The sequence below is a fragment of the Thioalkalivibrio sp. ALJ3 genome (genome assembly GCF_000377205.1).
In the GTDB taxonomy this organism is placed as follows: Bacteria; Pseudomonadota; Gammaproteobacteria; order Ectothiorhodospirales; family Ectothiorhodospiraceae; genus Thioalkalivibrio.
The window spans coordinates 185,520-200,558 of sequence record NZ_KB897908.1; the positions used below are offsets into that span (position 1 = coordinate 185,520).

Sequence of the window (15,039 nt, forward strand, 5' to 3'; positions counted from 1 at the left end):
GGGCCAGACGTGCGAAAGGGGCCACTTGGGCCCCTTTGCTTGAATCTGGCGGAGAGGGAGGGATTACTCGGCGCGGCGCGCCTCGCCCTGCGGGCCGTCGCCTGCGGCGACGTTCGGGTGCCGCTGCGCGTCACTCGTCGAACCACCATTCTCTATTCCTCGGGTTCGAATCCCGATACCTCAGGGGCCAGACGTGCGAAAGGGGCCAAACGGGCCCCTTTGCGAAAATCTGGCGGAGAGGGAGGGATTCGAACCCTCGGTACTCGCGAGAGTACAACGGTTTTCGAGACCGCCCCGTTCGACCACTCCGGCACCTCTCCGAATTGGATCACCGCGCGGGGTCGAGCCGCGACGGCGGAGCGAATCCTAGCAGATTCGGAGGCCGCAGCGGTAGCGCGTCAGGGCATCAGGCGGGTGACCTTCCAGCCATCGTCCGTCCGGTGGTACTGGAAGCGGTCGTGCAGGCGGCCCGCCCGGCCCTGCCAGAATTCGAACAGTTCGGGTTGCAGGCGGTAGCCGATCCAGGCGGGGTCCCGCGGGATCGCGCCTTCCGGGTATTGCTTCTCCAGTGCGTGAACGCGGGCCTCGAGTTCGGCGCGCGTGCCGATGGGCTGGCTCTGGATCGACGCGGCTGCGGCCAGCTGGCTGGCGCGCGGGCGCTGGGCGAAGTAGTCATCCGCGGCCTCGGCGGGCAGGGCGGTTACGCTGCCTTCGACGCGAATCTGGCGCTCGGTCTCGGGCCAGTAGAACAGGAGTGCGGCGCGCGGGTTCTCGGTGAGGTCCTGGCCCTTGCGGCTGCGGGAGTCGGTGTACCAGCAGAGGTCATCGCCTTCCACGTGTTTGAGCAGAACGGTTCGCGCGGACGGCTGGCCGTCGGCGTCGGCGGTGGCGAGGATCATCGCGGTGGGGTCCGGGTTTCCGGCTTCGTGCGCGTCTTTCAGCCAGCGGTCGAGCAGGGTCAGCGGATTGTCGAGCAGGTCGCGGCGGTGGAGTTCGCCCTGGGTGTAGTCGCGGCGGGTGTGGCGGTGGTCGGTGGGGCTCATCGGGTCTCCCGGTGGCGTTTACAACCATGATAATGGCAGCTGTCTCGGACGGCACGGGAAATTTGCAGTGCCTTTTTTGTCACAGGGACATTGCACATTCCCGTGTGTACCTAACAGCAAGGAGCGGAAGATGGCTGGAGCGAAGATCGCGGCGGTAGAACCCAAGGGTGTCGAGCTCAAGAAGGGGGAGGAGTACTACTTCTGCCGCTGCGGGCGATCAAAGGACCAGCCGTTCTGTGACGGCTCGCACGAGGGTACGGGGCTTGAGCCCATCGCCTTTACTCCCAAGGAAGACGGCGAGGCGTTTCTTTGCCAGTGCAAGCAGTCGGGTGATCTTCCGTATTGCGACGGCACGCACCAGCAGTTCGACGAGGACGATATTGGCACCGAGCCGGAGTCAAAGGGCGAATCGGACCAGGATGAAGGTAACGAGGCGCCGGACCCGAGCAATACCGAGACGGAGCCGCATGTCGAGTTGATCCATCGCATGGCCCGTTCGGGGCTGGACGAGGTGGGCCACTACGGGCCGACGGTGGCGATGGGCGTTCCGCGCAGCCGGCTCCCGATCTGGGACGACCTGCAACTGCTGGTGGCGCAGCTGGCGAGCCGGCCGCTGCCGGACGGCGCGCCGGTCGAGACGGGCCTGGTGATTGGGCCGGAGGCCAAGCGGCCGCTGCAACTGGATATCCCGATGCTGGTGTCGGATATGAGCTTTGGCGCGTTGTCGCGCGAGGCGAAGATTGCGCTGGCGCGCGGCGCGGAGCAGGCCGGCACGGGGATCTGCTCCGGCGAGGGTGGGATGCTCGACGCCGAACAAGCGGAGAACTCGCGCTATCTGTTCGAATTGGGCCCGGCACGGTTTGGCTATTCCGAAGAGGTGCTGGAACAGGTGCAGGCCTTCCACTTCAAGGCCGGTCAGGCGGCCAAAACGGGCGTCGGCGGTGTGCTGCCGGGGGCGAAGGTGAGTGACGAGATCGCTCGGGTGCGCGGGATCGACGCGGGACAGGATGCGCTCTCTCCGCCGAGCCTGGACGGGTTCGAGACGCCCTCGGATTATCGTCGATTTGCGGCCGAGGTACGGGAAAAGACCGGGGGCATTCCCGTCGGCTTCAAGCTGTCGGCCAACCATATCGAGGCGGATCTGGCCTTTGCCCTGGAGGCGGGGGCGGACTACGTGATCCTGGACGGTCGCGGTGGGGGGACCGGCGCCTCGCCCGCGCTGCTGCGCGATCACATCAGTGTGCCCACGATCCCGGCGCTGGGCCGTGCGCGGCGCTTCCTGGATGCCAATGGCGCCAGTGGCCGGGTCACGTTGCTGGTGACGGGTGGGCTGCGTACACCCGCAGACTTCGTGAAGGCCCTGGCGCTGGGGGCGGACGGCATTGCGCTGGCGAATGCCGCGATCCAGGCGGTGGGCTGTGTGGGTGCGCGGATCTGCCACACGAACCGCTGCCCGACGGGCGTGGCGACACAGGACCCGAAGCTGCGCGCGCGGCTCGATGCCCAGGAGGGTGGGGAGCGGCTGGGCCGCTTCCTGCGGGCCTCGACCGAGTTGATGTGTGTGCTGTCGCGGGCCTGCGGCCACAGCCGCCTGGAGGACTTCGGCCCGAACGACCTGACGACGTTCGACCGCGAACTGGCGCAACTGGCGGGCATTCAGTACGCCGGGGTGTACCCGAAGTCCTGACTGGGTGCGTGCAGGTCGGCGCGGCGAGCCGCGTTAGCATGGGTTATCGCGGGTAATCGTGCGGCTACGTAGCATTGCGGGACCCTTTAGCGGAGTCCCGCATGCTATTTCCCGATGTCCGTGCGAGCCATGATCGCTGCACACGAACCGATGCCTTCCTGCGCCACTTCCGACTGTTGTTGATGGCGTCGGACCCGCGGATCCCCGAAGTGTTTGGCGACAGCGGGCCCGCGCGTCAGGAGCACATCCTCAACGAATCGGTGTTGGCGGCACTGGACTTTGCCGAGCGTCGCAGCGACGGACGGGCCCCGGTACATACGATGGCCATGGTTCATGGTGCCAATGGCCGTGTGCCGGTGGAGCCTGCACTGAATGACTGCTGGGTGAATTCCCTGATCGAGGCGGCTCGGGATACCGACCCCGAGTGGCGCGATGAGCTGGAGATGCGCTGGCGCGCGGCGACCGCTCCGACGGTGGATCTGTTCTCCCAGTTGCACTGGGCCGGTACCATAGCCAGCGAGGGGCGTTGACCTGTTCACAAGGCTGTATTGAAGTCGGTCGCGTCAAGCGAAATTTCGGCCCCGCAGGCGCCGGGGCCGTTTGATCTGGCGTCAATTCCGGCGTGTAATGCGCGGGTTTGAATTCACCGGTCCCGCGCCGGGAGCCCGAGCCCATGTCTGCTGTCCCCGATTTCCCGCCTTCGCTGTTTGCGCGCAAGCCCTATTGGGCCAAGCGCTTCGGCACCGCCCCGTTTCTGCCGACCACCCGCGAGGAGATGGACGACCTCGGCTGGGACAGCTGCGACATCGTGCTGGTCACGGGGGACGCCTATGTGGATCACCCGAGTTTCGGCATGGCGATCATCGGGCGGCTGCTGGAGGCACAGGGCTTTCGCGTCGGCATCATCGCGCAGCCGGACTGGACCTCTGCCGAGCCGTTCCGCGCGCTGGGTCGCCCCAATCTGTTCTTCGGCGTCACCGCCGGCAATATGGACTCGATGGTCAACCACTACACGGCTGACCGAAAGATCCGCTCCAACGACGCCTATACCCCCGGGGATGTGCACGGCCACCGGCCGGACCGGGCGGTGATTGTCTACGCCCAGCGCGCCCGCGAGGCGTACAAGGACGTGCCGGTGGTCGCCGGCGGCATCGAGGCGAGCCTGCGCCGCATCGCCCACTACGACTACTGGCAGGACAAGGTTCGCCGTTCGGTGCTGCTGGACTCGCGCGCCGACATCCTGCTGTTCGGCAATGCCGAGCGCGCCCTGGTCGAACTGGCCCATCGTGTGGCCGCCGGCGAGCACCCGCGGGAGATCACCGACCTGCGGGGTACCGCGTTCCTGCGCGATGCGGTGCCGGGCGGTTATGTGGAGCTGGACTCCAGCGAAGTCGATACCCCGGGGCCGGTGGATGCCAACCCGGACCCCTACGCGATGGTCTCGCCGTCGACCTGTGCCGACGCCGAAACGAAGCAGGAACCGAAGAGTGCCACCGAGGAGGGCGGCGCTCAGGTCGTTCGCTTCCACCGCGACATCCCGCGTGGTACGCCGCGAGACCTGACCGTCATCCGCATCCCGGCCTTTGAACAGGTCAAAGGCGACTCCGTGCTGTACGCCCATGCCTCCCGCGTGCTGCATCTGGAGACCAACCCGGGCAATGCCCGCGCCATCGTGCAGCGCCATGGCGACAAGGAGGTGTGGCTGAACCCGCCGCCGATCCCCCTGACCACCGCGGAGATGGATGCGGTATTCGACCTGCCGTATGCCCGCGCGCCGCATCCCTCCTATGGCGATGCGCGCATCCCGGCCTGGGAGATGATCCGCTTCTCGGTGAACATCATGCGCGGCTGTTTCGGCGGCTGTACGTTCTGCTCGATCACCGAGCACGAGGGTCGCATCATCCAGAGTCGCTCCGAGGAGAGCGTGCTCAAGGAGATCGAGGAAATCCGCGACAAGGTCGACGGCTTTACCGGCGTGGTCTCCGATCTCGGCGGGCCGACCGCGAACATGTACCGTCTGGCCTGCAAGGACCCGGAGATCGAGCGCAGCTGCCGCCGGCTGTCCTGTGTCTATCCCGGCATCTGCAAGAACCTCGATACCGATCACACGCCGCTGGTGAACCTCTACCGCAAGGCGCGGGCGCTGCCCGGGATCAAGAAGATCCTGATCGCGTCGGGCCTGCGCTACGACCTGGCCGTGGAGTCACCGGAGTATGTGAAGGAGCTGGTTACCCACCATGTGGGAGGCTACCTGAAGATTGCGCCGGAACATACGGAATCTGGACCGCTTTCTCGCATGATGAAGCCGGGCATGGGTGCCTACGACCGCTTCAAGGCGATGTTCGAGAAATACTCGAAGCAGGCGGGCAAGGAGCAGTACCTGATCCCGTATTTCATCGCCGCGCACCCGGGTACGTCCGACGAGGACATGCTGAACCTTGCGCTGTGGCTCAAGCGGCACAACTTCCGCGCCGATCAGGTGCAGGCCTTTCTGCCAAGCCCGATGGCGCTCGCGACCGCGATGTGGCACTCCGGGCGTGATCCGCTACGGGGCATCAAGCGCAAAGCGGGGGACCGGGTGCCGGTCGCGCGCGGCGCACGGGCGCGGCGCCTGCACAAGGCGTTCCTGCGCTATCATGATCCGAACAACTGGCCCCTGTTGCGCGATGCGCTCAAGCGCATGGGTCGCGCGGATCTGATCGGCAATGGCAAGCATCACCTGATCCCCACCTGGCAGCCGGCCGGCACCGGCCAGGGTACGGGCGGGGCTCGGCCCGCCACCGGCGGCCGTGTGACCCGCGGCGGCAAGGCCCTGAAAAAACGCGGCCAGACCTTCCAGACCCAGCACAAGGGCGTGGAGACCGCCGCCCGCCCGGCAGGCCCCGGCCCGAAGAAGGGCCCGCCCCGGGCCAAATCCCGCCCCGGCAAGCGCCGACCGCAGCGCCCGTAGACTCCATCTCCGCTGCTCGAATTGCGTAGGAGGCCAGCCCTCTGGCCGATGGAGCATGTCCGACACCCGATCGGCCAGAGGGCTGGCCTCCTACAGGGGCGCGTAGGGCCGGGTCGGGGAATGCCCTTATTCTGGCCGTTGGGGGTGTCGACCCTTGCCATCCTGCCGCCATGACCCGCGGTCCTGGTCATCGTGTTGCTCTGCCTCCCCGGCATCCCGGATAGCCGCTGCACGGTTGTTGGGGCGTCGGGAGAGAAAATGTCTTGTAGGAGGCCAGCCCCCTGGCCGATGGGGTCTGTCCGGCATCCAATCGGCCAGGGGGCTGGCCTCCTACGGGGGGCGGCGGTTAGCCCTCCTGGGGCTGGCGGTGCGGGCGGGGTGCCGGTTCGGGCACATGGCCCTCCAGGGACAGGTGCAGGCCGGTGTGTTCCGGATCGGTGGTGTCGAGCAGGTAGAGGTAGGGGCCGACGACGTCTTCCGGGCGTGGCAGCTTCTCGGCGTTTTCGGCGGGGTAGTGGCTGGCGCGGAAGCGCGAGCGCACGGGGCCGGTGTCGATGCCGTTCACATGGATGAAGTGCTTTTCGTTGCGGTGCTCGCGCGCGAGGATGTCGATCAGCGCGTCCTGCGCGGCCTTGGCCATGCCGAAGGCGCCCCAGAAGGCCTTGCGGCAGTCCTGGGTGGAGACGACCAGGCTGCCGTGCGGGCTGGCCTCCAGCAGTGGCAGTACCGCCTGGGCGAGGAAGAACGGGCCGTGCAGGTTTGTGTTGATGACCTTGAACCACAGCTCGGGGTCGTATCCCTTCAGTGGCGTCAGCGTCCCGGCCCAGCCGGCGTGCAGCACCAGCCCGTCCAGGCGCCCGAGGGAGTCGCGGATGTTCTCGGCCAGGTCGCCGTAGTCCTTGACCGTGGCACCCTCCAGGTTGAGCGGATAGATGGCCGGCTGCGGGTGGCCTTCCTGCTCGATCAGGTCGTAGGTCTTCTCCAGCCCCTTGATGTCCTTGTCCAGCAGCACGACGATCGCGCCCGCCGCCGCGCAGGCCTGCGCGATCGCACGCCCGATGCCCGCGGCCGCGCCGGTTACCAGGATCACGCGGTCGTTGAAGGCACCCGGCTCCGGGCGATAGTCCAGCAGGGCGGGGATGTCGATATCGGTCAAGGCAGGGTCTCCAGTAGCTTGTGGGCTGATTCTAATCCAGACCGCACGGCGGCTTCGAGGGTCGAAGGCAGGCCCGGCGTCACATAGTCGCCAGCCAGGAACAGTCCGGGCCAGGGGGTGCCGGCTACCGGGCGCAATGCGTCCAGATCGACGCGGGCATCGATGGTGGCGCGTTTCTCGCACACCACACGACCGGCCTGGGCCATTCCCAGTTCGGGGAAGGTTCGTTCCAGTTCTTCCGCGATCCGACGCCAACGCTCCTCTGCCGTCATCGCCGGCAGGTCGTCCGCTGTGGAGATTACGACGGCCAGCCAGTTCGGCTCGCCGGCCACCTGGCGGGGAATAAGCCATTGTCCGTGCTGGTCGAGGAGTCCCTGTAGCGGTGGGCGTTCCAGGAGGGGGGCCGGGTAGCGCAGGTATACCGTGCAGATGCTGCGCTCGCCCATGGCCATCAGGGCCCGATGGTGGGGTTGTAGCTCGGGGGCTTTGGGCAGGAGTCGAGCGGCTGCGCTGGGCGACGTGGCGATGATCACCGCGTTGGCATGGGTGACGCGGTGGTTGCGGTCACGGAGCTGGTAGCGGGCCTCGGCGCCCCCGGATTCGATGGCGGCAATGCGCCGTCCGGTCTCGACCGTGGCACCGCGCTCGCGCAGTTCGCGCAGGGCGGGTTCCGGGTACAGCGATCCCAGCGGTTGGGTCGGGATAAGTAGCCGGGCGTCGTCCGGCCCGTGGTTCAGGGCCAGGCGCAGCACGTTCTGGAAGATCTGCGCCGAGGCGCTGCGGATTGGCGTGTTCATGACCGCGAGGCACAGCGGTTCCCAGAGCTGACGGATCAGCGTGTCCGGCTGATGGCGCGCCTGCAGCCATTCGAGTACGTCAACGTCCTCCTCCAGCGGCCGATGCAGGATCGAGGCCGCCCCCAGCAGGGCCGGGAGGCGTCTGTGCAGCGGGATGCCCGCAAGGCTTTGCCACAGGGCACTGGCGAGGGTCGGCAGGCGTGGCGAGTGGGGCTCCAGGGCAAAGGCCGGGTGAGGGCGGCCCGGTGCATGCATGCGCAGACCGAACGGCAGGGCCACGAAGGTGCGCTCCGGGTCGGTGCCGACCGAGCGCAGCTGTTCCAGGGTGGCGTGACAGGCGCCGACCAGCACGTGCTGGCCGTTGTCCAGTTCCGCACCGTCGCGGTCCAGGCTGCGGGCGCGCCCGCCTGCGTTTGCGGCGGCCTCGATCAGGTGGACCGCGATGCCGGCCCGGGCGAGGGTCAGCGCGGCGGTCAGGCCGGCCCAGCCGGCGCCGAGCACGACGACCGGATGCGATGCGGGAACGGCGGCCATGGGGCGGGCGGGGTCAGCCCGCGCGGCGGTATTCGCGCTTCAGGCGGCGCGCGGTGCGCCAGGCGATCCACAGCTTGCGGATCGGGGTCAGCCGCACGCGGTGCTCCAGCACGCGATAGCCGTCGTCCTGGATCTCGTCGAGCAGGGTGCGGTAGATCGCGGCCATGATCAGGCCCGGGCGCTGGGCGTAGCGGTCCTCGGCGGGCAGGTGCTCCTCCGCGCGCTGGTAGTAGCGGCGGGCCCGTTCGGCCTGCTCGGTGAACAGGGCACGATGGCGGTCGTCCGTGACATTGACCTGAAATTCCTCGGGCTTTACGCCGTGCTTTTTCAGTTCGTCCATCGGGATGTAGACCCGGCCGCGCATCGCGTCTTCATGGACATCACGCAGGATGTTGGTCAGCTGCAGGGCCATCCCCAGGTCATGCGCGTATTTCAGCGTGCGCCGATCCGAGAAGCCGAAGATATGGGCGGACAGGATCCCGACCACGCTGGCCGCGCGGTAGCAGTACAGCGACAGCGTGGTGAAATCCGGGTAGCTGTCGTAGTCGAGGTCCATCTGCATGCCGTCGATGATCTCGTCGAAATACTCGCGGCTGAGATCGAACGGCGCCAGATGCGGCTGCAGGGCCTGGGTGATCGGGTGGCGTGGCTGGTGGTCGAACAGGCGCTCGATCTCCTCGCGCCACCACTGGAGCTTGGTGCGCGCCACGCTTTCCTCGCTGACCTCGTCGACGATGTCGTCCACCTCGCGGCAGAAGGCGTACAGCGCGGTGATCGCACGGCGCCGGTCGGGCTCCAGGAACCGGAATGCGTAGTAGAAGCTGGAGCCGCTCTTCGCGGCCTTCTCCTCGCAATATTCGTCGGGGGACATACGCGCTCGGGATCGGGGTACCGTCTTGGGATGGCAAGGCTAGCACAGCGGGCCCGGGATGCGGATGGCGGCGGTGATCGAAGCCACGTTTGACATACATCAACCGTGCCCAGCTGGAGGGCGCGTAGGGTGAGGGTGTCAGGGTGGCGCAAGGGGCCCGCCCTCCCGATGCGGAGAGCCGTATGGAACAGCGTCTGGTATTCGATCCCGAGGTGTTGCGTCGCTATGACGTGAGCGGCCCTCGCTACACGTCCTACCCCACGGCGCCGCAGTTCCACGAGGGGTTCGACGCGCAGGCCTATGTGCGGGTGGCTCAAGAGACGAATGCCGAAGGGGCGGGGCGTCCGCTGTCGCTCTATGTCCACGTGCCCTTCTGCGACACGGTGTGTTTCTACTGTGCCTGCAACAAGGTGATTACCGGCAATTATCGGCGGGCGACGAACTATCTGGACTCGCTGGAACAGGAGATCACCCTGCAGGGCGAGTTGTTCGATCGGGACCGGCCGGTGCGGCAGTTGCACTTCGGGGGCGGGACACCGACCTACCTGTCCGACGAAGACCTGACCCGCGTCATGAAGACCCTGGGCCGGCATTTCACGCTGGAGACCGGTCCGGAGCGGGAATTCTCGATCGAGATCGATCCGCGTGCCGTGCGGCCCGGTACCCTGCCGCTTCTCGCGTCGCTGGGCTTTAACCGCATCAGTGTCGGGGTGCAGGATGTCGATCCTGCCGTGCAGAAGGCCGTCAACCGCATCCAGCCGTTCGAGGTCACCGAGCAGGTGGTACGCCAGGCGCGCGAGCACGGGTTTGTCTCCACCAACCTGGATCTGATCTACGGACTGCCCCTGCAGACGGTGGACACGTTCTCGGCGACACTGGACCGCGTGTTGGAACTGCGCCCTGAGCGGCTGGCCGTTTACAACTACGCGCACCTGCCGGAGCTGTTCAAGACGCAGCGCCAGATCCGCGACGGCGACCTTCCGCCGGCCACGGAGCGGCTCGCGATCCTCGAGATGACCATCCAGCGCCTGACCGACGCAGGGTACGTGTACATCGGCATGGATCACTTTGCGCTGCCCGATGACGAACTCGCGATCGCCCAGCGCGCGGGCACGCTGCAGCGAAACTTCCAGGGCTACTCGACGCGCGCCGAATACGACCTCGTCGCGCTGGGGCCCACCGCCATCGGCAAGATCGGGGACAGCTACAGCCAGAACCTGCGCGAGGCCGATGCCTATCAGGAACGGCTGGCAGCCGGCCAACTGCCCGTGTTCCGCGGCCTGGAGCTGGGCGAGGACGACCGTCTGCGGCGCTCTGTGATCAGCGAGCTGATGTGCCACTCCAGAGTCGATTTCGGCGGCATTGAGGACGCATTCGGCATCGACTTCCGGGAGACCTTCGGCGATGCCCTGAACCGCCTGGCCGAGATGGAGGCCGACGGCCTGGTCACCATCGGCAGCGATTGCCTGGAGGTCCAGCCACGCGGCCGGCTCCTGCTGCGCAACATCGCCATGGCCTTCGACGCCTATTTGCACCGTGAAGAGCGGCGTTACTCCAAGGTGGTTTGACCAGTGGTTGACGTTTCGACAGCGTTGGCGAAAGCTTGAGGTTCATGAACCGGCAACAGGGACGTTCCGGTGAAGACAACACGTTACTTCGAGACCGTACGTGTGCGGCCCGATCGCCGCAACATCAAGGACACATGGATCGAGGCCGCGATCGATCACCCCATCCGGGAAGAAGTGCAAGGCGATGGTCGTATCCGCCGATGGGCCCGGATCGATGAAGCGGATGGCCGCTATCTTCGCGTGGTGTTGCTTCCTGACGGTGTGACGGTCCACAACGCCTTTTTGATCTAGGGAAACACTGATTAATGTACACACTCGCGTTGGTACCCCAGGTTTTCCGAGACCAGGCGCGGTGCGCAGCCGGTAGTGGTTCTACCGGCAAGGACCGCAACGCAGGATCGGGGAACCTGGGGTGCCAACCCCGAAGGGGCTCGGCCGCTTTTGCGCGCGCACGGCGTTGCGGTTCCCTTGTGCAGAATGACTGCACGGCGGTCACCGCGCCTTGTTCGCACGCAAAAGCGACTCGAGCGCGAGCGTGTACATTGATCAGTGTTTCCCTAGGGTTCAAGCCATGAAGCTCCAGTACTTCGCGGATACCGACACGCTGTACATCGAATTCCGGGGCGAGAACGTGGCCGAGACCCGTTCCCTGGACGAGAATACGACACTGGATGTGGACGCCCAGGGCGAGGTCTGCGCGATCACCTTCGAACATGCCAGTGAGCGTACCGACCTGCAGCACTTGACCGTTGAGGGTATAGCGGCCTGAACGGGGCGTTTAGGCCGCTTTCAGCGCTTGCGGCGGCGGGGGCGCAGGCTGTGGGCGAGGATGATCCAGGCGTCGCGGGCGCGCAGGCGCGGGCGGGCGAAGACGTCGTCCTGCTGGCGCAGGCGCCAGAGTACGCGGGCGCCGCCGTTGATGATCGCGCGGATCTCCAGGCCCATGCGTCCGCGCAGCATGCCGCCGAGCGGTGCCCCGGCGCGCAGCAGGCGGTCGGCGCGGGCGTACTGGAACTGCATCAGGTTGCGTAACGGAAAGGTTGTCTGGCCGGCCGCGATCATCTCCTCGCTGACGCCGTACTGCGCCATCTCGTCCTTTGGCAGGTAGATCCGGTTGTTCTCGGTGATGTCCTGGTGCAGGTCCTGATAGAAGTTGATCAGCTGCAGCGCGGAGCAGACCGCGTCGGAGTAGCCGATCATCTCCTCGGTCGGGTTGCCATCGAGGTACAGCATCAGCCGCCCGACCGGGTTGGCGGAGCGGCGGCAGTACTCCATGACCTCGCCAAAGGTGGCGTAGCGTGTCTGTTCCAGATCCTGGATGAAGGCGTCGACCAGATCGACGAACGGGGCGGCGGGCAGGCTGAAGCGCTGCCGTGCATCGGCCAGCGCGATCCATTCCGGTTCGGATTCCGCGGCGGGGCTTTCGAGGATCTGCACGCGCTCCTGCATTGCGATCAGGTCGGCCCGCCGCTCGTCGACCGGTCGTTGGTCCTCGTCGGCGAGATCGTCGGCATCGCGGGCGAAGCAGTAGATCGCGGCGACCGGCCCGCGCAGGCGCGCGGGCAACAGCCAGGAGGCGACCGGGAAGTTCTCGTAGTGCGCCGCCGCACGGCGCCGGCAGTGGCGGTAGGCGGCGCGGATGTCGGGGTGGCCCGCCATGCGGCTTAGTCCCGCGAACCCGTGTCCGGGCCGTTATCGTCGTTCGACTCGTCGTCCGGACGATCCGTGTCATGGCCCTGATCGACGGGCTGGCGCGCGCGATTATTCAGGGTGTCCGGTGTTTCGGGGCTCTTGCGCGCGCGGATGCCCAGTTCCTGGAAGCGGCGGGCGCTCGGCATGACCTGGCGCTCCAGGCTGCCCACGGTCTTGTTGTAGGCGTCAGTGCTTTGATCCAGTGCTTTGCCGAGGCGCGCCAGGTGTTCGGTCATGGTGCCCAGGCGGTGAGAGAGCTCCGCCCCGAGGTCCCGAATCTCCAGCGCGTGCTCGGTCAGCTGCGCCTGCTGCCAGCCGTACTCGACCGTGCGCAGCAGGGCGATCAGCGTGCTCGGGGTGGCGAGCAGCACCTGGCGCTCCAGCGCGTATTCCAGCAGACCGGGTTCGTGTTCCAGCGCGGCGGCAAGGAACGGGTCGCCAGGCAGGAACAGCACGGCGAACTCGGGGGACTGCTCGACGCTGGCCCAGTATTGCTTGCTGGAGAGCTCGGTAACACGCGAGCGCAGGTGTTGGGCATGACGCTTGAAGGCCGCTGCGCGCGGCTCCGGGTCAGCCGCGGCGACGGCGTCGAGATAGGCATCCAGGGGGGTCTTGGCGTCCACGACCAGGGCGCGATTGCCGGGCATGTGGACCAGCAGGTCCGGGCGCTGGCGGCCGCCGTCGCCGTCCAGCGCCGGTTGTTCGGTGAAGTCGCAGTGCGCCGAGAGCCCGGCCAGTTCCACCGCGCGCTTGAGGGTCAGCTCGCCCCAGCGCCCGCGCACCCCGGGACGCGACAGGGCCTGCACCAGGTTGTGGGCCTCGCGCTGGAGCGTGGCGTTGTCCGAGCTAAGGCGCTGGATCTGTTCATTCAGTGCGGCGAAGGCCTGTGCCCGCGAGCGCTCCATCGCGTTGATCTCGGCCTCGGTCTTGCCCAGCGTCTCGCGGATGGGCTTGAGCATTGCCTCGACCTTGTTCTCCGAGCGCTCGATCTCGTTCTGGCCCTCGCTGAGCTTCTGCGACAGGATCGACTGGGCCAGACGCAGGAACTGGTTGGAGTTGGCCTCCAGCGCCTCGTTGGCGAGCGCCGAGAAGGAGCGGTCGAGTTCCTGGCGCGCGGTCTCGAAGCTCTGGCGCAGGTCCTCACGGCGCTGTTCGGCAGCTTCGAGTTCGGCCTCCAGGCGGGCATTGCGCGTCTGCAGATCGCCCACGCGGCGATTGAGGCGCAGGCCGGCCAGGGCATAGCCGAGCACCAGCCCGACCAGCAGGGCGGCACCGAGGGCGGTCCAGGCGGTGAGGGGGAGTGCGGTCAGCTCGCCAGCCATTGCGGGCCTGCCTTGGCCTGGTGCCAGTGCCAGAAGTCGTCCGGTTGATCGAGGGCACCGTCAGCCCCCCAGCTGTCCGGGTCCTGGGTGGCGTCGATGTAGCCCCAGCGCGCGATCAGGGTGGCCATGCCGGCGGCGCGACCGGCCGCGATATCGCGTTCGGCGTCGCCCCAGTAGCAGTGCTGTTCGGGCGCGAGCCCCGTCTGCCGTGCGGCCAGCCACATGGGCTCGGGGTCCGGCTTGCGTTGCGGGAGGGTGTCGCCGCTGACGATCGCGGCCAGTCTGGGCGTCAGGCCCAGGGCGTCCAGGAGCGGCTCGGTCAGCCAGGCGGGCTTGTTGGTCACCACACCAAGCGGCCAGCCGCGCTGTGCGCAGGCGTCCAGCACCTGGTCCAGCCCGGGAAAGAGGCTGGTGTCGACGCACAGATCGCGAGCGTAGATCTCGAGGTAGCGCTGCTTGAGGGTCTCGCGGCGCGCACCCTCGACATCCGGAAAGCCCAGCTGCACGAGGGCCTGGGACCCGTGCGAAACGTGATTGCGCACCGCCTCGAACGGCAGTGGCGGGCGATCGTTTTCAGCCAGCAGCACGGTCAGCGCGGCATGCATGTCCGGGGCCGTGTCGAGCAGGGTCCCGTCCAGGTCGAACAGGACCCCGCGGAGTTCGCGGCTCATGGAGTCTCGCTGTCGCTGTCCGGGCGGCGCGCGGCCATCAGGTAGTTGACGTCCGTGCGCGGGACCAGCCGATAGCGGCCGGACAGCGGCGAGTAGGTGAGCCCCGTCATGTCGACGACCTCGAAGCGGTGCTTGCGCAGGACCGCGCCCAGTTCCGAGGGCCGGATAAAGCGGCTGAACTCGTGCGTGCCAGTGGGCAGCAGGCGCAGCACGTATTCGGCACCGACGATCGCCTCGGCGAACGCGCGAGGGGTGCGGTTGATGGTCGAGAGGAACAGCCAGCCACCCGGGCGTACCAGCTTGACCAGGGCGTCGATGACCGCCTCGGGATCGGGCACGTGTTCCAGCATCTCCAGGCAGGTGACCACATCGTAGTCGCCTGCATGATGCTCGGCATGGGCCTCGGCGGTTGTGTGCAGGTAGTGGATCTCCAGCCCGGAGTCGTGTGCGTGCTCGCGCGCGACTTCCAGATGCTCGGCCCCGGCATCGAGGGCGGTCACCTGTGCGCCGCGTACCGCCATCGCCTCGGACAGGATGCCCGCGCCACAGCCGACATCCAGCACCTTTTTGCCGGCCAGATCGGCGTGCTGGTCGATCCATTCCAGGCGCAGGGGGTTGATCGCATGGAGGGTGGCAAAGGCGCCGTTCGGGTCCCACCACTCGTGTGCCCGGTGCGTGAACTTGTGCAGTTCGGCGTGATCGACGTTTTCGCCAGTACTGGCGTGGGATTCGCGGGTCATGATCATCT

14 protein-coding genes, 1 tRNA gene and 1 other RNA gene are annotated in these 15,039 nt (G+C 67.1%); 6 read left to right on the forward strand and 10 right to left on the reverse strand.

Annotated features, from left to right (window positions below):
- Positions 1 to 46: 46 nt before the first annotated feature.
- The 3 genes from C935_RS13110 to pdxH form a co-directional block, all read right to left on the reverse strand.
- Positions 47 to 177, reverse strand: a non-coding RNA gene (locus C935_RS13110) — RtT sRNA.
- Between the two features lie 53 nt (positions 178 to 230).
- Positions 231 to 320, reverse strand: a tRNA-Ser gene (locus C935_RS0109595).
- Between the two features lie 78 nt (positions 321 to 398).
- Positions 399 to 1,043, reverse strand: coding sequence for a pyridoxamine 5'-phosphate oxidase (gene pdxH, locus C935_RS0109600; RefSeq protein ID WP_018862285.1), 645 nt, complete (start codon positions 1,041 to 1,043; stop codon positions 399 to 401).
- A 130-nt stretch (positions 1,044 to 1,173) separates the two neighbouring features.
- Here pdxH and C935_RS0109605 point away from each other — a divergent pair, with 130 nt between their 5' ends.
- The 3 genes from C935_RS0109605 to C935_RS0109615 all read left to right on the forward strand — a co-directional run bounded on the left by C935_RS0109605 (position 1,174) and on the right by C935_RS0109615 (position 5,680).
- Positions 1,174 to 2,730: a glutamate synthase-related protein gene (locus C935_RS0109605; protein ID WP_018862286.1), complete on the forward strand. Its 1,557-nt coding sequence runs from the start codon at positions 1,174 to 1,176 to the stop codon at positions 2,728 to 2,730.
- A 101-nt stretch (positions 2,731 to 2,831) separates the two neighbouring features.
- Positions 2,832 to 3,260, forward strand: a complete 429-nt coding sequence (locus C935_RS0109610) for a hypothetical protein (protein ID WP_018862287.1) — start codon at positions 2,832 to 2,834, stop codon at positions 3,258 to 3,260.
- Between the two features lie 143 nt (positions 3,261 to 3,403).
- Entirely contained in the window at positions 3,404 to 5,680 is a 2,277-nt protein-coding gene (locus C935_RS0109615; protein ID WP_018862288.1) for a YgiQ family radical SAM protein, read from the forward strand.
- A gap of 346 nt (positions 5,681 to 6,026) precedes the next feature.
- Here the strand turns inward: C935_RS0109615 and C935_RS0109620 are convergent, their stop codons facing one another.
- From C935_RS0109620 to hpnD, 3 genes are read right to left on the reverse strand one after another with little or no spacing between them, the layout of a single operon-like run.
- Positions 6,027 to 6,836, reverse strand: a complete 810-nt coding sequence (locus tag C935_RS0109620; protein ID WP_018862289.1) for an SDR family NAD(P)-dependent oxidoreductase — start codon at positions 6,834 to 6,836, stop codon at positions 6,027 to 6,029.
- A complete protein-coding gene (gene hpnE, locus C935_RS0109625) occupies positions 6,833 to 8,167 on the reverse strand; it encodes a hydroxysqualene dehydroxylase HpnE (protein ID WP_018862290.1) in 1,335 nt (444 codons plus the stop codon). The genes C935_RS0109620 and hpnE overlap by 4 nt, the downstream gene beginning before the upstream one ends.
- Before the next feature lie 13 nt (positions 8,168 to 8,180).
- Positions 8,181 to 9,038 (reverse strand): presqualene diphosphate synthase HpnD, encoded by an 858-nt coding sequence (gene hpnD / locus C935_RS0109630; RefSeq protein WP_018862291.1) that lies wholly within the window; start codon positions 9,036 to 9,038, stop codon positions 8,181 to 8,183.
- A gap of 182 nt (positions 9,039 to 9,220) precedes the next feature.
- Between hpnD and hemN the strand changes: the two genes are divergently transcribed.
- From hemN to C935_RS0109645, 3 genes are all read left to right on the forward strand, one after another.
- Positions 9,221 to 10,606: an oxygen-independent coproporphyrinogen III oxidase gene (gene hemN / locus C935_RS0109635; protein ID WP_018862292.1), complete on the forward strand. Its 1,386-nt coding sequence runs from the start codon at positions 9,221 to 9,223 to the stop codon at positions 10,604 to 10,606.
- Positions 10,607 to 10,675: 69 nt separating this feature from the next.
- Positions 10,676 to 10,897 carry a hypothetical protein gene (locus C935_RS0109640; protein ID WP_018862293.1) on the forward strand — a complete coding sequence of 74 codons (222 nt, stop codon included), beginning with the start codon at positions 10,676 to 10,678 and terminating at the stop codon, positions 10,895 to 10,897.
- Positions 10,898 to 11,177: 280 nt separating this feature from the next.
- A complete protein-coding gene (locus C935_RS0109645; RefSeq protein WP_018862294.1) occupies positions 11,178 to 11,375 on the forward strand; it encodes a DUF2283 domain-containing protein in 198 nt (65 codons plus the stop codon).
- A gap of 20 nt (positions 11,376 to 11,395) precedes the next feature.
- On the opposite strand, the gene hpnC is transcribed toward C935_RS0109645, so the two are convergent.
- The 4 genes from hpnC to ubiG are packed head-to-tail and all read right to left on the reverse strand — an operon-like array spanning position 11,396 to position 15,031.
- Positions 11,396 to 12,265 carry a squalene synthase HpnC gene (gene hpnC / locus C935_RS0109650; protein WP_018862295.1) on the reverse strand — a complete coding sequence of 290 codons (870 nt, stop codon included), beginning with the start codon at positions 12,263 to 12,265 and terminating at the stop codon, positions 11,396 to 11,398.
- 5 nt (positions 12,266 to 12,270) lie between these two features.
- Complete coding sequence (gene rmuC / locus C935_RS0109655) at positions 12,271 to 13,620, reverse strand: DNA recombination protein RmuC (RefSeq protein ID WP_018862296.1); 1,350 nt, start codon at positions 13,618 to 13,620, stop codon at positions 12,271 to 12,273.
- Complete coding sequence (gene gph / locus C935_RS0109660) at positions 13,605 to 14,291, reverse strand: phosphoglycolate phosphatase (protein WP_018862297.1); 687 nt, start codon at positions 14,289 to 14,291, stop codon at positions 13,605 to 13,607. The genes rmuC and gph overlap by 16 nt, the downstream gene beginning before the upstream one ends.
- The gene (ubiG, locus tag C935_RS0109665; RefSeq protein WP_026278752.1) at positions 14,288 to 15,031 is read right to left on the reverse strand and encodes a bifunctional 2-polyprenyl-6-hydroxyphenol methylase/3-demethylubiquinol 3-O-methyltransferase UbiG; all 744 of its coding nucleotides are present in this window, start codon (positions 15,029 to 15,031) and stop codon (positions 14,288 to 14,290) included. The genes gph and ubiG overlap by 4 nt, the downstream gene beginning before the upstream one ends.
- Between the last annotated feature and the right edge of the window lie 8 nt (positions 15,032 to 15,039).